Origin of the sequence: Stenotrophomonas sp. I18B00994 (genome assembly GCF_014145825.1) — a bacterium.
Taxonomy (GTDB): Bacteria; Pseudomonadota; Gammaproteobacteria; order Xanthomonadales; family Xanthomonadaceae; genus Stenotrophomonas; species Stenotrophomonas maltophilia.
Genome location: NZ_JACIUW010000021.1, coordinates 40,292 through 62,826, shown reverse-complemented (window position 1 = coordinate 62,826; position 22,535 = coordinate 40,292). Strand labels below are relative to the sequence as shown.

The following is a 22,535-nucleotide window of genomic DNA, read 5'->3' as shown; positions in this document are numbered from 1 at the left end:
CCCATGACTGATGCGCGTACCCGCCAGGCCGATGCCCTGGTTGAAGGCCTGCAACGCGAAGCCGGCGGCAAGCTGACCGTGTTCCTCGGCGCGGCGCCGGGCGTGGGCAAGACCTACACCATGCTGACCCGCGCGCAGGAACAGCTGCGCCGCGGCGTTGACCTGGTGGTCGGGCTGGTGGAAACCCATGGCCGCGCCGATACCCAGGCGCTGCTGGAGGGGCTGCCACAGCTGCCGCTGAAGGACGTGGACTACCACGGCCATGTGCTGCAGGAGATGGACCTGGATGCCGTGCTCGCACGGCATCCGGCGCTGGTGCTGGTGGACGAACTGGCACACCGCAATGCCCCGGGTAGCCGCCACGAGCGGCGCTGGCAGGATGTGATGGAGCTGCTGGATGCCGGCATCGACGTCTGGACCACGGTCAACATCCAGCATCTGGAAAGCCTCAATGACGTGGTGATGCGCATCACCGGTGTGCGGGTCAGCGAGACCGTGCCGGATGGGGTGCTCGACCGCCTGCATGACATCGTGCTGGTCGACCTGCCGCCGCGCGAGCTGATCGCGCGCCTGCAGCAGGGCAAGGTCTATGTGCCCGAACAGGCCGCGCAGGCGCTGCAGGCGTTCTTCTCGCCGGCCAACCTCACCGCACTGCGCGAGCTGGCCATGCAGGAGGCCGCCGACCGCGTCGACAGCAGCCTGCGTGAAGCGCGCGCCGCGCGCGGCGAGAGCAACCTGCCACTGCGTCGTGGCGTGCTGGTGGCCATTGATGGCGGCGGTCAGAGCGAGTACCTGGTGCGGGTGGCGCGGCGCATCGCCGAACGCCGCGATGCGCCGTGGACGGTGGTGACCGTGCAGGGCCGACGCCAGGACGAGGCGACCCGGCGCGAGATCGATGCGGCCTTCGCATTGGCACGGCGCCTCGGCGGCGACGCCGAACTGCTGCACGGATCAAGCATCGCCGATGCCCTGCTCGACCATGCCGCGCACAACGGCGTGTCGACCCTGGTGCTCGGCCGGACCCGCGAACGTCCACTGGCGCGGATGTTCAACCGCACCCTGACCCAGCAGCTGATCCAGCGCGGCGCGCATTACGAGATCACCATCATCAGCACCCCGCAGGCACGTGCGCGCTCGCGCCGGGAGGGCCTGCTGCCGCCGATGCGCAGCATCAGCTACGAACCGGTGCAGGCGCTGATCGCCACCGCGCTGGCCTGTGCGGTGGCATGGCTGGCCGAACGCTGGGTCGGCATGGCCGACCTGTCCATGGTGTTCATCGTGGCGGTGGTGCTGGTGGCCGCACGCACGCGCGCCAGCGTGGCGGTGATGGCGGCGATCCTGTGCTTCCTCGCCTACAACTTCCTGTTCATCGCGCCGCGCTTCACCTTCGCCATCGGCGCGCGCCAGGGCGTGATCACCGTGTTCCTGTTCCTGGCCGCCGCGCTGGTGGCCGGACGCCTGGCCTCGCGCCTGCGCATGCAGGTGATCGCGCTGCGTGCGGCGAATCGACATGCGCGTGCGCGCCAGCAGCTGGGACGGCAGCTGGCCAGCGCGGCCGGCAACGGCGAGGTGGCACAGGCGGGTCGGCATGCACTGGAACAGGCCATGGACGTTCCAGCGTGGCTACGGATCGGCGCCGATACCGCAACCGGTGGCCGCAGCCAGCCGGGCGATACCGACTTGGCCGCCGCCGATTGGGCACTGCGCCACGGCCAGCCGAGCGGGCGCTTCACCGACACCCTGGCCGGTGCGCAATGGTGGTTCCTGCCGCTGCTGGATGGCGAAGACCGCGCCATCGGCGTGGCGGGCCTTTACCTGCCCGGCGCACAGGCGCGCCTGCTGCCGGAGCAGCGGCAGCTGGCCGAGGCGATGGTCGACGACATCGCCCAGGCCGCGCTGCGCACGCGGCTGGTGGCCGAACTGGAGCAGGCCCACGTCAGCAACGAGACCGAGCGGCTGCGCTCGGCCCTGCTCTCTTCGGTGTCACACGACCTGCGCTCGCCGCTGGCGGCGATGATCGGTTCGGCCGACAGCCTGGCCAGCTACGGTGCGGCGATGGATACGGCTGATCGCCGTGCCCTGCTGGACACCATCCTGGTCGAAGGCGAGCGGCTGGACCGCTACATCCAGAACCTGCTGGACATGACCCGGCTCGGCCACGAAGGGTTGAAGATCAACCGCGACTGGATCGGCGTGGACGAGCTGATCGGCTCAGCGGCGCGGCGCCTGCAGCGCTACCAGCCCAAGGTGCGGCTGGAGCTGGATATTCCGGCCACGCTCGCGCCGATCTGGGTACACCCGGCGCTGGTTGAACAGGCGGTGTTCAACGTGATGGAGAACGCGGCCAAGTTCTCGCCACCCGATGCCGCCGTGCAGGTGCAGGCGCGCGAACTGGACGGACAGCTGCGCATCGATGTGATCGATGCCGGCCCCGGCATTCCCGATGACGAGCGCGCGCGCATCTTCGACATGTTCTACAGCGTCGAGCGCGGCGACCGTGGCCGCCACGGCACCGGCCTGGGCCTGACCATCTGCCAGGGCATGGTCGGTGCGCATGGCGGCAGCGTGCAGGCGCTGCCCGGACGCGACGGTCGCGGTACCCTGATCCGCATCACCCTGCCCCTGCTCAAGCCAGCCTCCCACGATGAGCCCGACTCCGATTGACGCCAGCGCGCCGGCCCCGCGCGTGCTGGTGATCGATGATGAAACCCAGATCCGCCGGTTCCTGGACATCAGCCTGCGCGCGCAGGGCTACCAGGTGCGGCAGGCGGCCACCGGCCAGGAAGGCCTGCAGCTGGCGGCCAGCGAGGACATGGACCTGGTGATCCTGGACATCGGCCTGCCGGACATGGAAGGCCATGAGGTGCTGGAGCAACTGCGGCAGTGGAGCCAGGTGCCGGTGATCATGCTGACCGTGCGTGCGGGTGAAGCCGAAAAGGTGCGCGCACTGGATACCGGCGCCAATGACTACGTGACCAAGCCGTTCGGCACCCAGGAGCTGATGGCGCGGGTGCGGGCGCTGCTGCGCACACGCAGCGTGCCCAGCGACGGCACGCCACCGGTGTTCGACGATGGCCATCTGCATGTGGATCTCGTACGCCGCGAAGTGGCGCTGGATGGCGAGCCGGTGGCGCTGACCCGCAAGGAGTACGCGCTGCTGTCGCTGCTGCTGCGCAATGCCGGGCGGGTGGTGACCCAGCCGCAGATCCTCCAGGAAATCTGGGGCCCGACCCACCAGCACGACACCCATTACCTGCGCATCCTGGTCGGCAAGCTGCGGCACAAGCTGGGTGATTCAGCGCTGGATTCGCGCTACCTGTTCACCGAGCCAGGCGTGGGCTTGCGTTTCAAGGGGTAGTGCCGGCCGCAGGCCGGCAACTGCAGGGTGTGTGAGGTTCATGGGCTTGCCGGCCAGCGGCCGGCACTACCCATTCTGCTGCAGCTTCCAAAGGGGTCAGAACCCCAGCGGGGTGTCGCCCAGCACCGGTTGCAGCTGGCTGCGGAACAGCGCCTGGATGCGCTCCAGTGCCGCCTCGTCGTTGCCCTCGAAGCGCAGCACCAGCACCGGCGTGGTGTTGGACGCGCGCACCAGGCCCCAACCATCGGGGAAGTCCACGCGCAGGCCGTCGATGGTCGACAGCCGCCCACCCACGTACGGATTCTCCGGCGACTGTGCCGCCGCCACCAGCATCGCCACCAGCGCGTGCGGCGTGCCTTCGGCCACCGGCACCTTCAGTTCCGGCGTGGCCACCATCTCCGGCAGCTCGGCCAGCACCTCGTCCGGGGTTTCCTCGCGCTGCGCCAGGATCTCCAGCAGTCGTGCGGCGGCATACAGGCCATCGTCGAAACCGAACCAGCGCTCCTTGAAGAAGAAGTGGCCGCTCATCTCGCCGGCCAGCTCGGCATCGGTCTCGCGCATCTTCGCCTTCATCAGCGAGTGCCCGGTCTTCCACATCAACGGGCTGCCACCATTGCGCAGCACGTGGTCGGACAGCTTGCCGGTGCACTTCACGTCGTAGATCACCATCGCGCCGGGGTTGCGCATCAGCACGTCGGCGGCGAACAGCATCAGCAGGCGGTCGGCATAGATGATCCTGCCTTCGCCGGTGACCACGCCCAACCGGTCTCCGTCGCCATCGAAGGCGACGCCGAGGTCGGCGCCGAAGCGCTTGACCGTCTGCACCAGGTCTTCCAGGTTGGCCGGCTCGCTCGGGTCGGGATGATGGTTGGGGAAGGTACCGTCGACATCGCAGTACAGCGGGATGACTTCGGCGCCGATGGCTTCCAGCAGCTGTGGTGCAAGCGCACCGGCAACGCCGTTGCCGGCATCGGCCACGACCTTCAACGGGCGGTCCAGCTGCACGTCGTCGGCGATGCGCTGGATGTAGTCGGCACTGACATCGCGCTGCTGGTAATCGCCCGGCTCGGCCGCCTGCGCCAGGCGCCCCTCGACGATGCGCTGGTAGAGATCGGTGATGGCATCGCCTGACAGCGTCTCGCCGCCGATGACCACCTTGAAGCCGTTGTACTCGGGCGGGTTATGACTGCCGGTGACCGCCACGCAGGTGCCGGTACGCAGGTGGAAGGCGGCGTAATAGACGACCGGCGTCGGTGCCAGGCCGATGTCGATCACCGCGCAACCGGTGCGACGCAGGCCCTCGGCCAATCCCGCAGCCAGTTCCGGGCCGGACAGGCGGCCATCACGGCCGATCACCACCTCGCGCAGGCCCTGTTCCAGCGCCACGGTACCGATGGCCTGGCCGATCAGCGCGGCGGTCTTCGGCGTCAGTTCGCTGCCGACCACGCCACGGATGTCGTAGGCGCGGAAGATGCCGGCGGCCAGTTCCCCGGCAGGGACCGGTGGCGGCGGCGGCGCAGTGTCCGCGGCGCTGGCGGCGGCCACCGGTGGCGGCGCCATCTGCAGGCTCTCGCTCAGGGTCGGGCCATGATCCGCTTCCGCCACGGCCGCACGGCGCGGCAACGGCAGCGACTTCGGCAGCCGGCCGCGACCCACCACCAGCAGCACGGCGATGAACGCCAGCAGCAGCGCGACGATGGCACTGGCCAGCGAACCCAGGCCCAGTGGACCCGCTTCGACATTCGGTACGGCGGCCACCAGCCGCAACGGCGTGCCCGGAACCGGGCGCGCCAGCGCTTCGGCGCTCTCGGCCAGGCCGGCGTCGCCCTGGGCAACGAGGTCATGCGTGCCTTGGCGCAGGCCGAGGAAACCGGTGGACGGGGCGCTCACCTGGTCCAGCGGCGAGGTCAGCCGCAGCAATGGCTGGCGCACGTAGAGCACTGCCGGGCCAAGGCTGCCCAGCTGCACCGGAGCCGCCAGACCCAGGCGATTGCCACCTGCATCGCGCACCACGCGCAGGCCAGGCTTGCCCTCGGCCAGCGCTTGTTCCAGCAGGGCCAGGCGTGCGTAGCCGAAGGTGGCCGGGTCGGCATAGGCCGTGGCCAGATCGGCGGTCAGCACGTCAGCCTGCTCCACGCCGGTCCAGCTCTCGCGCACGGCCAGCGCCGCTGCCGCGGCGTCACCGGCCTGCAGTGCCTGCTGCACGCGTTCGTTCTTCAACTGCTGCTGCAGCTGCTTCAGCTGGCCGGCTGCGGCCTCCTGCAAGCCCTGCACGGCCTGGTCACGCGCTTCTTCCAGCGCCTGGCCATTGGACTCCTGCCGCCATTGCTGCACCGCGCTCCATCCGAACCAGCCGGCCAGCAGGACCAGCAGCACCCCCAGTAGTGGCGCACTGCGTCCCAACGACCGTTCCCGCTGCCCTTCCCCGATGCCGCTCATCAATGTCCCCCGTCAACGCACCCCGGTATGGCCGAATCCACCCGTTCCCCGCACGCTGTCGGTGAAAGTATCCACCACCTGCAGGCTGACGCGGGCAATCGGCACGACCACCAGCTGCGCGATGCGATCGCCCGGCTCGATGGTGAAGGCCTCGCGGCCACGGTTCCAGACGCTGATCAGCAACGGGCCCTGGTAATCGGCGTCGATCAGGCCGGTGCCGTTGCCGAGCACGATGCCGTGGCGGTGGCCCAGCCCGGAACGCGGCAGGATCACCGCGCACAGGTGCGGATCGGCGATATGGATGGCCAGGCCGCTGGGCACCAGCGCGGTGTCGCCCGGCTGCAGGGTCAGCGCGGTATCCAGCGCCGCGCGCAGGTCCATGCCGGCACTGGCTTCGGTGGCGTAGGCGGGCAGCGGCCAGCTGTCGCCGAAACGCGGATCAAGCAGCTTGACCTGCAGCGGTTGGGAAGTGAAAGCCTGGGTCATGCCTGGAGTCTCCGCGCGATCAGCGCCAGCAGTTGTTCGGCCAGCTCGCGCTTGGAGGTGGCCGGGAATACCTGTTCACCGTCCTGCCAGAAGGCCGTGGCGGCGTTGTTGTCACTCTCAAATCCACCACCGCTGATGCCGACCTGGTTGGCGATCACCAGGTCCAGGCGCTTGTCGACCAGCTTGCCACGCGCATATTTCTCCACGTCGTGGGTCTCGGCGGCGAAGCCGACCACCAGCTTCAGCGACTGCGTCTGTGCAGCGACTTCGGCGAGGATGTCCGGCGTGCGCACCAGCTCGATCACCAGCGACTGGCTGTCGGCGGTCTTCTTCAGCTTCTGCGGCGCGACCTGGCGTGGCGTGTAGTCGGACACCGCGGCGGCACCGATATAGATGTCGGCCGGCAACGACTTCAGCACGGCATCGCGCATCTGCGCGGCCGAGCGCACGTCCACGCGCTGCACGCCGGCTGGCGTCGGCAGCTGTACCGGACCGCTGACCAGCACCACCTGGGCGCCCATCGTCGCGGCGGCCGCGGCCAGGGCAAAGCCCATCTTGCCGCTGCTGCGGTTGCCGACGTAGCGCACCGGATCGATGTCTTCATAGGTCGGGCCAGCGCTGATCAGCAGGCGAAGGCCCTGCAGCGCGCGGGTTTCCGGTGCGACAACCGCCGCTGCAGCACTGCCATTGGCAGCCAGCGCGGCAACGATGTCGCCCGGTTCGGCCAGACGGCCGGGACCGGACTCGCCTTCGGCCAGCGGACCGTCGACCGGGCCGACCACCTGCGCGCCGCGCTGGCGCAGCAGGGCGATGTTGGCCTGGGTGGCCGGATGCAGCCACATGCGGTGGTTCATCGCCGGGCAGATCGTCAGTGGCGCGGTACTGGCCAGGCACAGGGTGCTGACCAGATCATCGGCGTGGCCCTGGGCCAGCCGGGCCAGCAGATCGGCGGTACCCGGGGCGACCACGATGCGGTCGGCCCAGCGGGCCAGCTCGATGTGGCCCATGGCCTGTTCGGCGGCGCTGTCCCACAGCGTGGTGCGGGTGGGCTGCCCGGACAGGGCCTGGAAACTGAGCGGAGTGACGAACTGCTGTGCTCCGGCGGTCATCGCCACCTGCACCTGGGCACCGGCGTCGCGCAGGCGCCGCACCAGTTCCAGGGCCTTGTAGGCCGCGATCCCGCCTCCGACGCACAACAGCAGTTTCTGACCTTCCAGCGCGCGGGCCGGCGCGGGGGAAGCGTTGGGGGAGTCAGCCACCTGGAATTCCTGTGCAAACGAGGGCGCTAGCTTACCCGATGGTCGGTAATGTCCCGGTGCAGGGCGCACATAGCGGGCGGCTATCAGCAGATGGAGTCCGTCTCCGTTGACCCGGGATTCACCCGGCACCAGTTTCGGACCTTTCCTATACCTCTACGGGTCTGCGCTTTTGCAGAATCAGGCATTGGCTGCCGCCCGCCGTGGCCTGTCCGACCTTCGAGGAGCCGCGTGCATCCGCGCATCATCATCGCCGACGACCATCCCGTGGTCCTGCATGGCATCCGTATCGTGCTGCAGACCTACCTGATGGACATCGTCGGCAGTGCGCGCGACGGCGCCCAGCTGCTGGAGCTGGTGGATCACCACGACTGCGATGCGGTGCTGACCGACCTGTCGATGCCGGGTGCCGGTCCGGACGGTCCGGAGCTGATCGACGCGCTGCGCATGCGCCGCCCTGGCCTGCCGGTGGTGGTGCTGACCGGCGCCCGCCATCCCGGCCTGCTGGACAGCCTGCTGCGGGAGGGTATCAGTGGCCTGGTCGACAAGTGCGCCGATTTCGCCGAACTGCCCCACGCGCTGAACGCCGCGCTGGCCGGGCAGGTATTCGTCTCCCAGCAGTTGCGCCACCACCTGCAGGCGCGCGACCTGCTGTTTCCGCGTCAGCCGGCGCCGTTGTCGGCACGCGAACAGGAAGTGCTGGAGCTGCTGGCAGCCGGCCTCAGCGTGAACGAAGTCGCCGAGCGCTGCGGGCGCAGCCCGAAGACCATCAGCCGGCAGAAGGCCGAAGCCAAGCGCAAGCTGGGCCTGCAGAACAACCAGGAACTGTTCGACTACCTGCAGACCCGGCGCGGCTGAGGCAACCTCCGACCCCAGTCCGCGGCATGCCCCGATGGGAGCCACCGCAAGGTCTGGCGATGATGGGCCATGCCCATCCATGACTGGCCCGAACAGGAACGCCCCCGCGAGAAGCTGATCGCGCGCGGGCCCACGGCACTTTCCGACGCCGAACTGCTGGCCCTGTTTCTCGGCTCCGGGTTCGGTGGCCGCGATGCCGTGCAGACCGCGCGCGACCTGCTGCAGGCGCACGGCCCGTTGCGGGTACTGCTCGACCGCCCCGCCGCCGAGCTCGCCCGCCTGCCCGGGCTCGGCCCGGCACGCAGTTGCACGCTTGCTGCCGGGCTGGAACTGGCCCATCGCTACCTGGCGGCCGAGCTGGAGCACGGCGAGGCGGTTGGCAACAATCCGGCGGCGGTCGGCCGCTACCTGCAGCACCGGCTGCGTGGCCAGGCCCGCGAGGTCTTCATGGCCCTGTTCCTGGACAACCGCCACCGCCTGATCGCCTGTGAAGAGCTGTTCCACGGCACCATCAACGCCGCACCGGTCTACCCCCGCGAAGTGGTGCGGCGCGCTCTGCTGCACAACGCGGCGGCGGTGATCCTCAGCCACAACCACCCTTCCGGCGACCCGGAACCCTCCAGCGCCGATACCCGCATCACCGACGAACTGCAGCAGGCGCTGGCGATGGTGGACGTGCGCCTGCTGGACCACTTCGTGGTCGGCGAGGGCCGTCCCGTTTCATTTGCTGAACGGGGCCTGCTATCCCTGCCCCAGCCGCGGCTGTTCGGCTGAGCGCGGCCCTTCAGGCGCCATCGGCCGCCCCCACAGGCATGTTCTGGTCAGCGTGGGCGTGGGTATCTGCGCTAAAATGGGCGATTCCGCCGCTCATTCTCACAGCAGGCCTCGTGAAAAATCTCCTCCGCGCCCTGATCAGCCAAGGCATCGAAGCCTTGCGCGCCAATGGCACCCTGCCCGCCGACTCCCTGCCGCCGGACTTCGTGGTCGAGCGCCCGAAGACCCGCGACCACGGCGACTTCGCCACCAACGCCGCGATGCTGCTGGCCAAGGCCGCGCGCAGCAATCCGCGCGCACTGGCGCAGGCGCTGGTCGAGGCGCTGCCGCGCAGCGAGGACGTGAGCAAGGTCGAGATCGCCGGCCCCGGCTTCATCAACTTCCACCTGGCCCCGGCCGCGTACCAGCGCGAAGCCGCGTCGGTCATCAAGGAAGCCCACGACTACGGTCGCAACCTGTCCGGCAATGGCCGCACGGTGGGCGTGGAGTACGTGTCGGCCAACCCGACCGGCCCGCTGCATGTCGGCCATGGCCGCGCGGCGGCGATCGGCGACTGCGTGGCGCGCGTGCTCGATGCCAACGGCTGGAACGCCAAGCGTGAGTTCTACTACAACGACGCCGGCGTGCAGATCGAGAACCTGGCGCTGTCCACCCAGGCACGGATCAAAGGCATCGCGCCGGACCAGGACGGCTGGCCGGAAGGTGGCTACCGCGGCGAGTACATCGCCGACGTCGCCCGCGCCTACATGGCCGGCGCCAGCGTCGACCTGGAAGGCAGCACCGTGGTCGGCGCCAAGGACCCGGACGACATGCAGGCGATCCGCCGCTTCGCCGTGGCCTACCTGCGCAACGAGCAGAACCTGGACCTGGCCGCGTTCGGCGTCGACTTCGACATCTATTTCCTGGAAAGCTCGCTGTACGCCGACGGCAAGGTAGCCGAAGCGGTGGCCAAGCTGCAGGCGTCGGGTCATACCTATGAAGAAGGTGGCGCGCTGTGGCTGCGCAGCACCGACTTCGGTGACGACAAGGACCGCGTGATGCGCAAGTCCGACGGCACCTTCACCTACTTCGTGCCCGACGTGGCCTACCACCTGTCCAAGTGGCAGCGCGGCTACGAGCGCGCGATCACCGAGCTGGGCGCCGACCACCACGGCTCGCTGGCCCGCGTGCGCGCCGGCCTGCAGGCGATGGAAGTGGGCATCCCGCAGGGCTGGCCGGAATACGTGCTGCACCAGATGGTCACCGTCATGCGTGGCGGCGAGGAAGTGAAGCTGTCCAAGCGTGCCGGCAGCTACTTCACCCTGCGCGACCTGATCGAGGAAGCCGGCCGCGATGCCACCCGCTGGTTCCTGATCGCGCGCAAGCCAGATTCGCAGCTGACCTTCGACATCGACCTGGCCCGCCAGCAGAGCAACGACAACCCGGTGTTCTACGTGCAGTACGCGCATGCCCGCGTCTGCAGCCTGCTGCGCCAGGCGCAGGAGAAGGGCCTGGTGTATGAGCAGGGCAACGGCCTGGCCAACCTCGGCCGCCTGGCCGACGACGCCTCGCTGCTGCTGATGAACGAGATCTCGCGCTATCCGGAAGTGGTGGAAGCGGCCGGCGTGGCGCTGGAACCGCATCTGGTGGCGCAGTACCTGCGTGAATTGGCGCATGCGTTCCACACGTGGTATCACGGGACGCCGGTACTGGTGGATGACGCCGCCGACCGCAATGCCAAGCTGACCCTGGCCTGTGCGGCACGCCAGGTGCTGGCCAATGGCCTCGAACTCCTGGGCGTCAGCGCCCCGGAAAAAATGTAAGCATCAGGAGACGCAGTACACATGGCAGCACGACGCGGCAAAAGCCAGGCACGACGCAACAGCGGCAGCCAGGGCACCCCCGGATGGGTGTGGCTGGTGGCCGGTGTAGCGATCGCGGCCGTGGTGTTCCTGGCGGCGCCGAACCTGTTCAAGGGCGAGGGCGATGGCTTCCTGCGCGCCGGTCCGCAGCCGAACCCGAACGCGCAGCCGGCCCCGGTCGCCGATGCCGACAGCGATGTCGGTACCCAGCCGGCCGCGCAGCCGGCTGCGCCGAAGCAGGCCGAACCGGAAAAGCCGGCTGCCACCCAGTACGACTTCTACACCCTGCTGCCGGGCAAGGAAGTCGAGATGTCCGACGCCGAACTGGCCGCCAGCGCGCGTGCCGAAGACCAGCGCCGGGCCAAGGCCGAAGCGCAGCGCGCGCAGGCGGCACTGGAAGGCAAGCCGGTTCCGCCGGCGACCACGACCGCACCGGCACCGGCGGCCACCGCCAGCGTGTCCAGCACCGCGCAGGTGACCGCCACCAGCCGTCCGCTGCCGGCACCGCTGAGTGAACGTCCGGCTGCGGCAACGCCGCCGGCCAGCACGGCCTCGACCAGCACCGCCGCCGCCACGCCGGCAGCGCGCGTGGAAACCGCAACGGCAACGTCGGGTACCCCGGCCACTGCCGCACCGGCGGCCGCCGACAACGCCCGCTATATCCTGCAGGCAGGCGCCTTCGGCGCCTCCGGCGATGCCGAAGCAACCAAGGCCAAGCTGGCGATGATGGGACTTGCGGCGCGCGTGGAGTCAGCACAGATCAACGGCAAGACCGTGTACCGCGTGCGCATGGGGCCGTATGGCAGCGCCGGTGAACTGTCCGAAGCCAAGCAGAAGCTGGATGGCACCGGCCTGCAGGCGATGGCGATCAAGGCCCAGTAAGCCTGCCGCTGTGAATGAAAAAGCCGGGCATTGCCCGGCTTTTTCTTGTTTCTGCAGAGTCGAGCCATGCTCGACTCTACAAACGTCGGTCAGCCTTCGCGGGCGACCTGGAAACCGGCGAAGGACTGGCTGACCGGCATCAGTTCCAGGCGATTGATGTTCAGGTGCGGCGGCAGGCTGGCCACCCAGAAGATCTGTTCGGCGATGTCTTCGGCGGTCATCGGGTTGGCGCCGTTGTAGAGCTTGTCCGACGCCGCCTGGTCGCCGTGGGTACGCACCACGGTGAACTCGGTTTCAGCCATGCCTGGCTCGATCGTGGTCACGCGCACGCCGGTGCCGTGCAGGTCCGAACGCAGGCCCAGCGAGAACTGGCTGACGAAAGCCTTGGTGCCACCGTAGGCGTTGCCACCCGGGTACGGGTAGACGCCGGCCACCGACGAGATGTTGATGATCGCGCCCTTGCGCTCCACCAGCTGCGGCAGCAGGCGGTGGGTCAGGGTCACCAGCGCGGTGATGTTGGTGTCGATCATCGTGGTCCAGTCCGACAACTTGGCGCTCTGTGCCGGCGCGGTGCCCTGCGCCAGGCCGGCGTTGTTGACCAGCAGATCGATCTCGCCAAAGGCGGGCGGCAGTGCCAGCAGCGCCGCTTCCATCGCAACCGGATCGCGGATGTCGAAGGCGGCGGCATGCACCACGTCCTTGCCGTAGCGATCGACCAGCGGCTGCAGGCGTTCGCCGCGGCGGCCCGTGGCGATCACTTTCCAGCCGGCCTGGGCGAAGCGGTGGACGGCGGCGGCGCCGAAGCCGGACGTGGCGCCGGTAATCAGGACAGTGCGGGTCATCAGGCAACTCCAGGGGGAAAAACCGGACGCCCATTCTGGCACCGTCGGCCCGCCCTTGCGTTGTCGATGCCGGCTGACCACGCCCGAGGCGTGCGCGGCTCAGCGCACGCGGAATACCCGGGCCTTGGGCAGGTCTTCGTCGACCTGCAGGAACCAGCGCCCGGCAATTCCTGGAACAACGGCGATCTGCGGCGACTGCAGCACCTTGCGCAGCTTCATCTGCCCCTTCATCACCTGCCATTGCTGGCCGTTATCAAGGGTGAACAGCGTGCCGGGCTGCCAACCTGCGACCTCTCCGACCACGCGTGCATTGACCGGTCCTTCTTCCAGGCCCAGATGCATTGCTGGCGGTGCCGGCACATTGGCAGGCAGCGGCGCAGCGGCGGGGGCCACCGCTGCCGGCCCGGTGGCCGCGCGCTCTGCCTCGCGCAGTACCCGGTTCAGCGCCTGCAACTGCGCTGGACTGAGCCCGACCTCGGCCAGTTGGGATGTACTCAGGCGGCGCTCGACGGGTACGAAGCGGTCCTGGGCGAAGGCAGCGAAGCTGCTGGCGAGCAGCAGTGCGGAAAACAGATACCGGCGCATGCAAGGGTCTCAGCGAACGAGTGCCCACGATGCTGCAGTTCGATGACACTCCGGTGACACGCCAGGGGCCGGTACAATGGGCCATGATCAACAACGATGTCCTGCGCAGCGTGCGCTATTCCCTGGACCTGGGCGACCACCACGTGGTGACCCTGTGCCAGATGGCCGACCCGGCCTTCGCCGTGGATCCCGAACAGGTGAAGGCCTGGCTGCGCCGCGAGGACGAAGCCGGTTTCGAAGCGATGAGCGACAGCGCGCTGGCGCACTTCCTCGATGGCCTGATCGTGCACCTGCGCGGTCGCGACGAGAGCCAGCCGCAGCGCGCGGTGGAAACCCGCATCGACAACAACCTGGTGCTGAAGAAGCTGCGCGTGGCGTTCCAGCTGCGCGACGTCGATCTGATGGAAATCTTCGCCAGCGCCGGTTTCAACGTCTCCAAGTCGGAAGTCGGTGCGCTGTTCCGCCAGCCCGGGCACACCAATTACCGGCGTTGCCTGGACCAGATGCTGCGCAACTTCCTCAAGGGCCTGAGCCTGCGCCTGCGCGGCTGAGCACGGCCTCGACGAACGCCCGCGCCGCCGGTGTCGGCAGCCGCTGCCAGACCAGGTGCACGCGGCGGGTCGGGGTTGGCTGCAGCGGAATCCGCACCACGCCCTGGAAGCCTTCGGCGATCAGCGCCGGCACGATGCCAACCGCCAGACCATGGCGGACGAAGCGCTCCACCAGTTCCATCAGGTTGACCTCGAAACGCACCGTGTGCGGCAGGCCAGCGGCGACGAAAGCATCGTCGGTCTGCCGCCGCGCACCGGTGCCGCGCGGGAAGTCGACCAGCGCCTCGTCCTGCAATTCGGTCAATGGCAGCCGCTTGCGCCTAGCCAGCCGATGCGAGGGGGCCAGCACCGCCACCAGGTCTTCTTCCTGCAGCATCTGGTGGCAGACCCCGTCCAGGCCGGCCGAGGGCGCCAACCCCACCAGTGCAACATCCAGGTCACGCGACTGCACCTGCGCGATCAGGTCCTCGCTCTTGTCCACCCGCAACTGGAATTCCACCTGTGGGTGCGCCTGCTGGAACGCGGCCAGCATCGCCACCACATCGATATCGGTCAGCGAGGAGATCTGCCCGATCGCCAGCAGCCCGCGCACCTCGCCACTGACCGCGGCCACGTCGGCGCGCAGGTGGCGCAGGCTGACCAGCACCTGGCGTGCGTGCACCAGCAGCGCCTCACCCGCTGCCGTCGCCCGCACCTGCCGCGGCAGGCGCTCGAACAGCGGCGTGCCCAGTTCCTGCTCCAGGTAGGCAATCTGGTGGCTCAACGCGGACTGCACTACATGGCAGCGTTCGGCTGCGCGGGTGAAATTGCCCTCCTCGGCAAGGGCAACGGCAAACTCGAGCTGCTTGAGATTCATCCAACTATCTCGTTTCCAGATGGCATGGATGATGATGATTCATTTCCATCATGGCCGCAGCAGGTGGACACTGTGCCCCCCGCTTCCTGGAACACCGCGTGAGCCCGTCCCTCCCCCCTCTGCACCGCTGGCAGGTGCTGCTGATGTCCGTGGCTACCGGCGTGGCCGTGGCCAGCAACTACTATGCGCAGCCACTGCTGCACACCATCGCCGACGCCTTCGGTGTGCCGTTCGGCCAGGTCGGCATGGTCGTTACCGCCGCGCAGCTGAGCTATGCCGCCGGACTGATCCTGCTGGTGCCGCTGGGAGACCTGTTCGAACGCCGCCGCCTGATCGTGGTGATGAGCCTGCTGTCGGCCGGCGGACTGGTGATCAGTGCCTGCGCACCGTCACTGACCTGGCTGCTGGTGGGCACCGCCATCACCGGCCTGTTCTCGGTGGTCGCCCAGGTGCTGGCGCCGTTCGCCGCTACGCTGGCCGCGCCGGAACATCGCGGTCGCGTGGTCGGCACGCTGATGAGTGGCCTGCTGCTGGGCATTCTGCTGGCGCGCACCGTGGCCGGCCTGCTTTCCAGCCTGGGCGACTGGCGCCTGGTGTATGCGATCGCCGCTGCCACCCTGGTGCTGACCGCACTGGCATTGCAGCGCGGTCTGCCGCGATTCCACCACAGCGCCGGCTTGGGCTATTTCGCATTGCTGCGCTCGATCGGCGTGCTGTTCGTGCAGGAACCGGTGCTGCGCCAGCGCACGCTGCTGGGCGCCTGCAGCTTCGCCATGTTCGCGATCTTCTGGACCCCGCTCGCGTTCCTGCTGGCACAGCCGCCGTATGCCTACAGCGACGCCACCATCGGGCTGTTCGGGCTGGTCGGCGCGGCCGGCACGCTGGCGGCCGCCCTGGCTGGCCGCATGTCCGACCGTGGCCAGACCGGGCGTGCCACCGCCATTGCACTGCTGCTGTTGCTGCTGTCGTGGTTGCCATTGGGGCTGTCGGCACACTCGCTGCTGGCGCTGCTGGTGGGCGTGGTGGTGCTGGACCTGGCCGCGCAGCTGTTGCACGTCAGCAACCAGAACCTGATCTACGCACTGCAACCGGCGGCACGCAACCGCCTCAATGCCGGCTACATGACCGGCTATTTCATCGGCGGTTCGCTGGGTTCGCTGCTGTCTGCGCAGGTCTACCAGCGCTTCGGCTGGACGGGCGTCTGCGTGGCCGGCGCTGCCGTGGCTGCGCTGGCCCTGCTGCTGTGGCTGCCCGGCGCGCTGCGCGCGCGCCAGGCGTCGCTGGCCGACTAGAAGCTGCCCTGCAGCGCCAGCTCCCATCGCCCACCGGCGTTGCCGGGGAACAGGCGCTTGGCTGCGTTGTCCGTGTCATGCACGGTGGCGCGCAGTTCCCATGCCGGGGTCAGCGAGGCGATGGCACTGAGCTGCCCATGCAGGTAGTCCGGGCCCTGCGCGGTGGCCAGCCAGTACTGGCCCACCGCTGCTTCCAGGCGGAGGCGTTCGTGCAACGGCACACGCACACCCAGCTGGGCATAGGTACCGCGATGGCCACCGGCCAACGCATCGTTGGAATGGGCGACCTGCAGCCAGGCGCGCTGCTTCCAGGTCACCGTGGTGTTGAGCTCGGTCCAGTCCAGCGCGCGGCCGGTGCCCGGGTACACGTAACGGGTCAGGTTGGCATCCAGGCTCCAGTCCGGTGCCAGTGCGCCGGACCAGCCCGCCACCAGGTCGAACTCGCTGCGCGCGCCATTGTCCGGCTTGAACGAAACGTTGGCCCCCCACACGCTGGCGTACCAGCCCGCTGGGATCGAGACCTTCGCGCCGGCCTGCACCGCCGGGTCGCCGTCGCTCTGCGAGCTGCCGCGCCATACGTAGTCACTGGTCAACGCCGCACTGCCACTGACCTGCACCTGCGCCTGCGCGCTGCCGATCCCGAGCAGCCCTGCCAGGGCGGCCACCAGCGCCGCCATCATCCCCTTGCTGTTCACTGCACTGTGTTCCTCGTCGAAGGCGGTCACGCCGCCGGGAACGCAGTGTCGAGGCGGGGGCCGTAACGGATCGAGGGTGCTGCCGGGCCCGTGGCGCAAATTCGGCGTAAATCCCGTGGACTGCGGCCAATGCCAGCAGCGCGGTATCATGGCGCCCTGTTTCCAGGAACCAACCGCGTGGACGCCATCCTGACTCCGGTATCGATCGGCGAGCTGATCGACAAGATCACCATTCTCGAGATCAAGGCCGAGCGCATCGACGATGCCGCCAAGCTGGCCAACGTCCGCACCGAGCTGGACGGCCTGCTGCCGTTGCTGCAGCAGCTGCTGCACGCACAACCGGCACTGGCCGCGCTGAAGCAGCAGCTGAAGGTGATCAACGAGCGCATGTGGGACATCCAGGACCAGCTGCGCGACAAGGAAGCGGCCCAGGTGTTCGACGATGCCTTCATCCAGCTGGCACGCGGTGTCTATGGCACCAATGGCGAGCGCGTGCAGGTGAAGAACGAGATCAACCGCGTGGCCGGTTCGGCCCTGGTCGAAGAAAAGCAGTACCAGGGCGAGTAACCCCGCCTCAATCAGCGTCGATCAGATGGCGGAAGCGGAACAGCTCGCCATCGTTGCGGATGCCCAGCTTGCGGTATGCCGCTCGTTTCTGCGTGCTGATGGTGCTGGCCGCACGCCCGCTGCGGCGTGCCATCTCGCCGGTGCTGCAGCCACGCAGCACCCACTGCAGGACAACGCGCTCGCGCGTACTCAACCGTGGTGAACGCATGGACTGCTGGCGCTGCCGGCGGGACTGGTTCAACTGTGCACGCAGCTCCGGCGGCACGAAGCGCCCGCCGCGGGCAACCACGCTCACCGCGCGCAGCAGCATCTGCGGCGCGCAGGCCTTGGACAGGAATCCGCGCGCACCGGCCTGCAGGGCCAAGGACACGACACCCGCGTTGCAGTGTGCGGACAGCACCAGGATCGGCACTGCCGGCCAATGTCGTGATACGTGCCGCAGCAGTTCCAGGCCTTCCCCGCTGTCACCGATCGGCAAGGCGTCAACCAGCAGCAGATCGATCGCAGCTGCCTGCTGCTGCAGGCGCTGCAGCAGGTCACCGCTGCGGCCATAGCTTCCATCGACCTGCAGGCCCGTCTGCCGGGCCAGCAGTTCCTGCACGCCATGCCGCAACAGTGGATGCGGATCCAGCAGCAACAAGCGACAGGGAGAATCGCGGGGCGAGGGAAACGGGGGCATCGTTGCATTCCTGCAGGACAGGCCACTCACCCTAGGGCGCAGCCGACGCCTGCGGAATCCAATTCGTTGCAATGCCGCCCTTCCACCGCGACACGGTCAGGTAGCGTTTGCCCAGCCGGAAACGCAACAGGCCCGGCATGGGCCGGGCCTGTCGAGGCATCTTCAGCGCGCAGGCGCGCCGAGGAAGCAATTACCAGCTGAAGCGCGGGCCGACGGTGTATTCCTTGTCGCCGTGGCGGTTCATCTTCAGCTCGCCGTTCAGGCCCCAGTTCTGGTTCAGCTTGACCTGACCACCCAGGCGGCCGTACCACTGGCCGTCGATGTCGACGCCGTGCTTCTTGGCGTAGTCTTCGTAGCCGACCATGCCGTAGACCTCGGCGTGGGCACCGAAGGCGGTGCGGATACCGGCTTCAGCGCTGTAGCCGTTGAAGTCCAGGCCGTGCTTGCGATCGAACTTCTGGTAGGCAACGCGGGCAACGAAGTCGGTCGACGGAGCAATTTCGACGTTGTAGCCGGCACCGACCTTCCACTGGTCAACCTTGATGTTGGTGTGGTCGACTTCCTGACGGCTGTATTCACCGAACGCGTGGAAGTTCGGCAGGAAGCCGTAGGAACCCTTGACGCCCCAGCCGTCAGCCTTGATGCCATCGACGTCGGTCTTGGCGTAGTCGGCCTCAGCGTAGTTGTACGACAGGTTCTCAGCAGCCGAAGCGGTGAACGGCAGGGCAGCGGCCAGGGCCAGAGCAATCAGCGAATTCTTCATGGGGGTACACCTTTACTTTCTTATGGTGTGCAGCAGCGCCAGGGCGCCATCGCATCGGGAATGTAAATTCTCCGTTATTCGCCACAACGCTCCCTGAAAACAGTGGTCTTCGCATTGCTGAATTTTTGGGCTTGATTCAGGCTCCGTCTGGCATACGCGCGCGGCGCGCGTGCATCTGTAATCCTTCGACGATTGCAACAGGAGGTTGCCTTGCTCGTTTCCGATCCGCTGCGGACGTGTGTCCGCGCCGCTGTCTTTGCATGCGTTGCCCTCTTGTCGCCACACACCACGCATGCGCTGCAGGCGGCCGACTACCAGCGCGCCGAACGCGTGCATGACAGTCATCTGCGCGGCGCGCTGCGCAATGCTTCGGTCCTGCCCCACTGGTTGGCCGATGGACGATTCTGGTATGAGCGCGAAGACACTCAGGGCCGGCGCCAGGCGGTACTGGTCGATCCCGTCCAGGCGACACGCCAGACCCTGTTCGAACCCACTGCGCTGGACGCTGCGGTTGCACCGCTCGGTGCCAGCGGGCCACGCCTGCGCCTGGCCAGCGTGCAGCAGGCGGACGATGGCCTGCGCCTGCGGTTCAGCGGAGAAGTGCCCGTCGATTGCCAATGGCCGCGCTGGCAATGCGCACGTTCGCCGGATGCGCGGCCGCCGGCCGATGCACTGCCTTCGCCCGTAGGCGATGCGTGGCTGCAGGTGCGCGACAACAACCTGTGGCTGCAGTCGCCTGGCACGGCGCCACGGGCACTGACCCGCGGCGGTGAAGCCGGTAATGGCTATGGCGCACTGCCGGACTTCGCCCTGCGCGGTATTCCACGCCGTCAGGGCCGGATGCCGGTGCGGCCGTTCGCGGTTGGCTGGTCTGCGGACGGGCGCTACGTGGCCGGCATCCGCTACGACGAACGCGCGCTGCAGGACTACCCCTATCTGGAAAGCAGCCCGACCCACAGCGCGCGGCCGCGCGTGCATACCGTGAAGCTGGGGGTGCTGGGCGATGCACAGCAGGTGCGCGACACCCTGTTTGTGGTGGATACCCGCAGCGGCAGGCAGCATGACATCGCGCTGCCCGAGGGCTGGAACACGCTCAGTGAGGCCGGCATCCTGGGTTGGGACGGCGATCGGTTGTATGCCGTGATCGCGCACTTCGGCACGCCGCGCAGGCTGCGCCTGGTGGAGATCGATGCCAGCAGCGGTGCATTACGCACGGTTCTGGAAGAAGCCAGCGACACTCGCCTGCAGCTCAACGTGTATTCCTACAACCGGCCAGCGGTGGCCATCCTGCCCCGGCAGGACACCGCCGTGTGGTTCTCGCAGCGCGATGGTTGGGGCCATCTGTACCGGGTGCGCCTGTCCGACGGCAAAGTGCTGCGCCAGCTCACCCGCGGCCACTGGGCGGTGCGCGACCTGCTGGGTGTGGACGCTGCCGGTGGCTGGGCGTACTTCAGTGCCGGTGGCGTCGACGCGGGCGATCCTTACGTGCGCGACCTGTACCGGGTATCGCTGCAGGGAGGGCCGGTCCAGCGCCTGGCCGCCGATGGCTACGACCACATGGCCGATGCCGGTACCGGCGCGCTGTTCGGCGGGCGCGCCCCCCAGGCGCTGTCGCCCAGTGGTGGCTATCTGGTGGATACCGTTTCCCGTCTCGACCAGCCACCACGCACCGTGCTGCGGGCCAGCGATGACGGTCGCGAGCTGCTGTTGCTGGAAGCGGCGGACAACCGGGCAGTGCTTGCTGCGGGGTGGCGCCCACCGCAGCGCGCACGTCTGCTGGCCGCCGACGGGCGCACGCCGATCTTCGCCACCGTCTACCTGCCCCGCGACTATCGCGATGACGGCAGCTTCCCGGTAATCGATGCGATGTACGGCGGCGCCTTCATCAGCAATGCCCCGGTGACCTACGCCGAGGCGGTGTCCGCGCTGAATCCGGTGTCACGCGCCAGCCTGGCCGAGCTTGGCTTCGTGGTGGCCAGCATCGATGCGCGCGGCACCGGCGGCCGCGACAAGGCCTTCCATGACAGCAGCTTCCTGCACGGCGCCGATGTGCAGCTGGATGATCATGTGGCCGCGCTGCGCCAGCTGGGCGAACGCTACCCGGGCATCGACCTGCGGCGGGTCGGCATCTACGGGCATTCGTTCGGCGGTTACAGCGCGGCGCGGGCATTGCTGCGCTACCCGGCGTTCTACAAGGTGGGCGTGGCCTCGGCCGGCAGTCACAATTTCCAGGGCATGTACGGCGGCGCCCTGCACGGCATGGACCGGCTGTTCGGTGGCGTGCTGCCAGCCACGGCCATGACCGATGGCGTGCCGGCGCCCTTTGCCGGGCTCGACAACGCAGCGCTGGCCGGCAACCTGCGCGGGCATCTGATGCTGGTCTATGGCGAGCTGGACGAAAACGCACCGCCGGCGCTGACCCTGCAGCTGGCCGCCGCCCTGAACAAGGCCCAGCGCAGCTACGACCTGCTGTACCTGGCCCGGCAGGACCACGAGCTGTTCCGCAACGACGCCACCTACACGCACCGCATGTGGGACTACTTCGTGCGCCACCTGGCCGGCCAGCAGCCACCGGATACGGTGCTGGCACCGCTGCCCGGTGGCCCGGGCTGAACGGGCGCCCAGAGGATGTCGATCCACGACGCCCTGGTTCGTCGTGTACTTGAAGGCCGTGCATGCGGCACGGTCCATCCGGAGGCAGGCAATGAGCTACATCGATGGTTTCGTCCTGGCGGTGCCCACCGCCAACAAAGAGAAGTTCCTCGCCCATGCACGCACAGGGGATCCCGTTTTCATCGAGTACGGCGCGCTGCGCGTGGTCGAGTGCTGGGGTGACGACGTACCGCACGGCAAGACCACCGACTTTTTCGGCGCGGTGAAAGCCACGCCGGACGAGACGGTGGTGTTTTCCTGGATCGAATGGCCGGACAAGCCGACCCGCGACGCCGGCATGAAGAAGATGATGGAAGACCCAAGGTTTGATCCGGCGACGAATCCGATGCCGTTCGACGGCGCGCGGATGATCTACGGTGGCTTCGTGCCGATCTACGAACTGACCCGCTGAACCGGGCGGACGTGCTCAGCGCGCGTCCGTTCCATCGCTGGCGGAGGCATGGCCGGCGCCCAGTGCGGCGCCGGCGCCGAGGCCCACACCGCCCATGCCGGCCCCCATTCCGCCACTGCCGCCTCCACCCGCACGACCGCCCTTGGCATCGCCGTCGTTGCGGCCCTTGCCACTGGCACCGCCCGGCCGGGTCGGCCCCTGCGGCGGTATCTGCAGGTCGGCCGGAATCGGCGCCAGGTCCAGCGCTTCGCGCACGAAGTCGCGCAGCGAGACCACCAGTTCGTGGGTATGCACCGGTCGCCCCTGTGCAAGATCGTTGGCAGCGCGCGCAGCCAACCGCACCTGTTCGTCGGTGCCCAGCAGCAGGATGTCCGACAGCGCCGCTTCAACGGCATCGCGGATGCGTCGCGCGCGATCCGAGCGGGGTTCGGCGATGCCTTCGGCATCTTCGCGCTGGCGCAGGTCGCGGCGATGGCTGGGATCCACGCCCAGTTCGCCGGTGAACGAACCACCCAGGGTCTTGTAGGCCGCCATCAGCGTGCGCAGCCGTTCGTTGATCTGCCGGTTCTCGCGCTCGCGGCGCTGTTGCAGGGTCTGCATCACCAACAGGCGGATGCCCACGCCCAGCAGTGTGATCAGGACCAGGCCGGCCAAGGTGGACAGCACGCCCTGCCAGGAACTGAAGTCGATACCGCGCATGCCCGGGGCTCCAGCGGAAAGAACCCGCATCTTGCCCCGGACAGTGTC

General features: G+C 68.3%; 21 protein-coding genes. 11 read left to right on the top strand and 10 right to left on the bottom strand.

Going from position 1 to position 22,535, the window contains the following annotated elements:
- The first annotated feature begins 3 nt into the window (after nucleotides 1–3).
- On the top strand, nucleotides 4–2,664 hold the full coding sequence (locus H4O10_RS18475; protein WP_049453635.1) for a sensor histidine kinase KdpD: 2,661 nt from the start codon (nucleotides 4–6) through the stop codon (nucleotides 2,662–2,664).
- A complete protein-coding gene (locus tag H4O10_RS18470) occupies nucleotides 2,645–3,358 on the top strand; it encodes a response regulator transcription factor (RefSeq protein WP_005412001.1) in 714 nt (237 codons plus the stop codon). The genes H4O10_RS18475 and H4O10_RS18470 overlap by 20 nt, the downstream gene beginning before the upstream one ends.
- A 96-nt stretch (nucleotides 3,359–3,454) precedes the next feature.
- Here the strand turns inward: H4O10_RS18470 and H4O10_RS22370 are convergent, their stop codons facing one another.
- From H4O10_RS22370 to coaBC, 3 genes are read right to left on the bottom strand one after another with little or no spacing between them, the layout of a single operon-like run.
- The gene (locus H4O10_RS22370) at nucleotides 3,455–5,797 is read right to left on the bottom strand and encodes a phosphomannomutase/phosphoglucomutase (RefSeq protein WP_049453633.1); all 2,343 of its coding nucleotides are present in this window, start codon (nucleotides 5,795–5,797) and stop codon (nucleotides 3,455–3,457) included.
- A 12-nt stretch (nucleotides 5,798–5,809) separates the two neighbouring features.
- Nucleotides 5,810–6,283: a dUTP diphosphatase gene (gene dut / locus H4O10_RS18460; protein WP_005411999.1), complete on the bottom strand. Its 474-nt coding sequence runs from the start codon at nucleotides 6,281–6,283 to the stop codon at nucleotides 5,810–5,812.
- Nucleotides 6,280–7,542 carry a bifunctional phosphopantothenoylcysteine decarboxylase/phosphopantothenate--cysteine ligase CoaBC gene (gene coaBC / locus H4O10_RS18455; RefSeq protein WP_049449536.1) on the bottom strand — a complete coding sequence of 421 codons (1,263 nt, stop codon included), beginning with the start codon at nucleotides 7,540–7,542 and terminating at the stop codon, nucleotides 6,280–6,282. Before coaBC ends, dut begins: the two co-directional genes overlap by 4 nt.
- Before the next feature lie 228 nt (nucleotides 7,543–7,770).
- Between coaBC and H4O10_RS18450 the strand changes: the two genes are divergently transcribed.
- From H4O10_RS18450 to H4O10_RS18435, 4 genes are all read left to right on the top strand, one after another.
- Nucleotides 7,771–8,397 carry a response regulator transcription factor gene (locus H4O10_RS18450; RefSeq protein WP_033834997.1) on the top strand — a complete coding sequence of 209 codons (627 nt, stop codon included), beginning with the start codon at nucleotides 7,771–7,773 and terminating at the stop codon, nucleotides 8,395–8,397.
- 69 nt (nucleotides 8,398–8,466) lie between these two features.
- Nucleotides 8,467–9,171: a DNA repair protein RadC gene (radC, locus tag H4O10_RS18445; protein ID WP_033834996.1), complete on the top strand. Its 705-nt coding sequence runs from the start codon at nucleotides 8,467–8,469 to the stop codon at nucleotides 9,169–9,171.
- 113 nt (nucleotides 9,172–9,284) lie between these two features.
- A complete protein-coding gene (gene argS, locus H4O10_RS18440; RefSeq protein ID WP_010486900.1) occupies nucleotides 9,285–10,973 on the top strand; it encodes an arginine--tRNA ligase in 1,689 nt (562 codons plus the stop codon).
- A gap of 21 nt (nucleotides 10,974–10,994) precedes the next feature.
- The gene (locus tag H4O10_RS18435) at nucleotides 10,995–11,894 is read left to right on the top strand and encodes an SPOR domain-containing protein (RefSeq protein ID WP_049453631.1); all 900 of its coding nucleotides are present in this window, start codon (nucleotides 10,995–10,997) and stop codon (nucleotides 11,892–11,894) included.
- A gap of 89 nt (nucleotides 11,895–11,983) precedes the next feature.
- Here H4O10_RS18435 and H4O10_RS18430 read toward each other — a convergent pair whose 3' ends face one another.
- The gene (locus H4O10_RS18430; RefSeq protein ID WP_005411994.1) at nucleotides 11,984–12,736 is read right to left on the bottom strand and encodes an SDR family NAD(P)-dependent oxidoreductase; all 753 of its coding nucleotides are present in this window, start codon (nucleotides 12,734–12,736) and stop codon (nucleotides 11,984–11,986) included.
- 99 nt (nucleotides 12,737–12,835) lie between these two features.
- On the bottom strand, nucleotides 12,836–13,321 hold the full coding sequence (locus H4O10_RS18425; protein WP_049453629.1) for a hypothetical protein: 486 nt from the start codon (nucleotides 13,319–13,321) through the stop codon (nucleotides 12,836–12,838).
- Between the two features lie 83 nt (nucleotides 13,322–13,404).
- Here H4O10_RS18425 and H4O10_RS18420 point away from each other — a divergent pair, with 83 nt between their 5' ends.
- Nucleotides 13,405–13,872, top strand: coding sequence for a DUF1456 family protein (locus tag H4O10_RS18420; RefSeq protein ID WP_005411992.1), 468 nt, complete (start codon nucleotides 13,405–13,407; stop codon nucleotides 13,870–13,872).
- Here the strand turns inward: H4O10_RS18420 and H4O10_RS18415 are convergent.
- Nucleotides 13,841–14,728 carry a LysR family transcriptional regulator gene (locus tag H4O10_RS18415; RefSeq protein WP_005407753.1) on the bottom strand — a complete coding sequence of 296 codons (888 nt, stop codon included), beginning with the start codon at nucleotides 14,726–14,728 and terminating at the stop codon, nucleotides 13,841–13,843. The genes H4O10_RS18420 and H4O10_RS18415 overlap by 32 nt on opposite strands.
- A 143-nt stretch (nucleotides 14,729–14,871) precedes the next feature.
- On the opposite strand from H4O10_RS18415, the gene H4O10_RS18410 reads away from it, so the two are divergent.
- Nucleotides 14,872–16,020 (top strand): MFS transporter, encoded by a 1,149-nt coding sequence (locus H4O10_RS18410; RefSeq protein WP_338417247.1) that lies wholly within the window; start codon nucleotides 14,872–14,874, stop codon nucleotides 16,018–16,020.
- Here the strand turns inward: H4O10_RS18410 and H4O10_RS18405 are convergent.
- Nucleotides 16,017–16,715 carry a TorF family putative porin gene (locus H4O10_RS18405; RefSeq protein ID WP_049453645.1) on the bottom strand — a complete coding sequence of 233 codons (699 nt, stop codon included), beginning with the start codon at nucleotides 16,713–16,715 and terminating at the stop codon, nucleotides 16,017–16,019. The two genes, H4O10_RS18410 and H4O10_RS18405, sit on opposite strands and share 4 nt — an antisense overlap.
- Before the next feature lie 177 nt (nucleotides 16,716–16,892).
- Between H4O10_RS18405 and H4O10_RS18400 the strand changes: the two genes are divergently transcribed.
- Nucleotides 16,893–17,282, top strand: a complete 390-nt coding sequence (locus tag H4O10_RS18400) for a DUF6165 family protein (RefSeq protein ID WP_005407750.1) — start codon at nucleotides 16,893–16,895, stop codon at nucleotides 17,280–17,282.
- A 7-nt stretch (nucleotides 17,283–17,289) separates the two neighbouring features.
- Here H4O10_RS18400 and H4O10_RS18395 read toward each other — a convergent pair whose 3' ends face one another.
- Nucleotides 17,290–17,961 carry a response regulator transcription factor gene (locus tag H4O10_RS18395; protein ID WP_049453625.1) on the bottom strand — a complete coding sequence of 224 codons (672 nt, stop codon included), beginning with the start codon at nucleotides 17,959–17,961 and terminating at the stop codon, nucleotides 17,290–17,292.
- 190 nt (nucleotides 17,962–18,151) lie between these two features.
- Complete coding sequence (locus H4O10_RS18390; RefSeq protein ID WP_005407747.1) at nucleotides 18,152–18,724, bottom strand: Ax21 family protein; 573 nt, start codon at nucleotides 18,722–18,724, stop codon at nucleotides 18,152–18,154.
- Nucleotides 18,725–18,934: 210 nt separating this feature from the next.
- Between H4O10_RS18390 and H4O10_RS18385 the strand changes: the two genes are divergently transcribed.
- Both H4O10_RS18385 and H4O10_RS18380 read left to right on the top strand, forming a co-directional pair.
- Nucleotides 18,935–21,337 (top strand): DPP IV N-terminal domain-containing protein, encoded by a 2,403-nt coding sequence (locus H4O10_RS18385; RefSeq protein ID WP_049453622.1) that lies wholly within the window; start codon nucleotides 18,935–18,937, stop codon nucleotides 21,335–21,337.
- A gap of 91 nt (nucleotides 21,338–21,428) precedes the next feature.
- The gene (locus H4O10_RS18380) at nucleotides 21,429–21,788 is read left to right on the top strand and encodes a DUF1428 domain-containing protein (protein ID WP_005407745.1); all 360 of its coding nucleotides are present in this window, start codon (nucleotides 21,429–21,431) and stop codon (nucleotides 21,786–21,788) included.
- Nucleotides 21,789–21,803: 15 nt separating this feature from the next.
- Here the strand turns inward: H4O10_RS18380 and H4O10_RS18375 are convergent, their stop codons facing one another.
- Entirely contained in the window at nucleotides 21,804–22,487 is a 684-nt protein-coding gene (locus tag H4O10_RS18375; RefSeq protein ID WP_049453620.1) for a hypothetical protein, read from the bottom strand.
- Nucleotides 22,488–22,535: the final 48 nt, after the last annotated feature.

Bases quoted from the DNA above. Each gene is read 5' to 3' on its own strand.
- H4O10_RS18435 (WP_049453631.1), top strand. From the start codon at position 10,995: ATGGCAGCACGACGCGGCAAAAGCCAGGCACGACGCAACAGCGGCAGC.
- H4O10_RS18390 (WP_005407747.1), bottom strand. From the start codon at position 18,724: ATGAAGAATTCGCTGATTGCTCTGGCCCTGGCCGCTGCCCTGCCGTTC.
- H4O10_RS18430 (WP_005411994.1), bottom strand. From the start codon at position 12,736: ATGACCCGCACTGTCCTGATTACCGGCGCCACGTCCGGCTTCGGCGCC.
- H4O10_RS18395 (WP_049453625.1), bottom strand. From the start codon at position 17,961: ATGCCCCCGTTTCCCTCGCCCCGCGATTCTCCCTGTCGCTTGTTGCTG.
- H4O10_RS18425 (WP_049453629.1), bottom strand. From the start codon at position 13,321: ATGCGCCGGTATCTGTTTTCCGCACTGCTGCTCGCCAGCAGCTTCGCT.
- radC (WP_033834996.1), top strand. From the start codon at position 8,467: ATGCCCATCCATGACTGGCCCGAACAGGAACGCCCCCGCGAGAAGCTG.
- H4O10_RS18415 (WP_005407753.1), bottom strand. From the start codon at position 14,728: ATGAATCTCAAGCAGCTCGAGTTTGCCGTTGCCCTTGCCGAGGAGGGC.
- H4O10_RS18475 (WP_049453635.1), top strand. From the start codon at position 4: ATGACTGATGCGCGTACCCGCCAGGCCGATGCCCTGGTTGAAGGCCTG.
- H4O10_RS18380 (WP_005407745.1), top strand. From the start codon at position 21,429: ATGAGCTACATCGATGGTTTCGTCCTGGCGGTGCCCACCGCCAACAAA.
- H4O10_RS18420 (WP_005411992.1), top strand. From the start codon at position 13,405: ATGATCAACAACGATGTCCTGCGCAGCGTGCGCTATTCCCTGGACCTG.
- H4O10_RS22370 (WP_049453633.1), bottom strand. From the start codon at position 5,797: ATGAGCGGCATCGGGGAAGGGCAGCGGGAACGGTCGTTGGGACGCAGT.
- H4O10_RS18470 (WP_005412001.1), top strand. From the start codon at position 2,645: ATGAGCCCGACTCCGATTGACGCCAGCGCGCCGGCCCCGCGCGTGCTG.
- H4O10_RS18375 (WP_049453620.1), bottom strand. From the start codon at position 22,487: ATGCGCGGTATCGACTTCAGTTCCTGGCAGGGCGTGCTGTCCACCTTG.
- H4O10_RS18410 (WP_338417247.1), top strand. From the start codon at position 14,872: ATGTCCGTGGCTACCGGCGTGGCCGTGGCCAGCAACTACTATGCGCAG.
- dut (WP_005411999.1), bottom strand. From the start codon at position 6,283: ATGACCCAGGCTTTCACTTCCCAACCGCTGCAGGTCAAGCTGCTTGAT.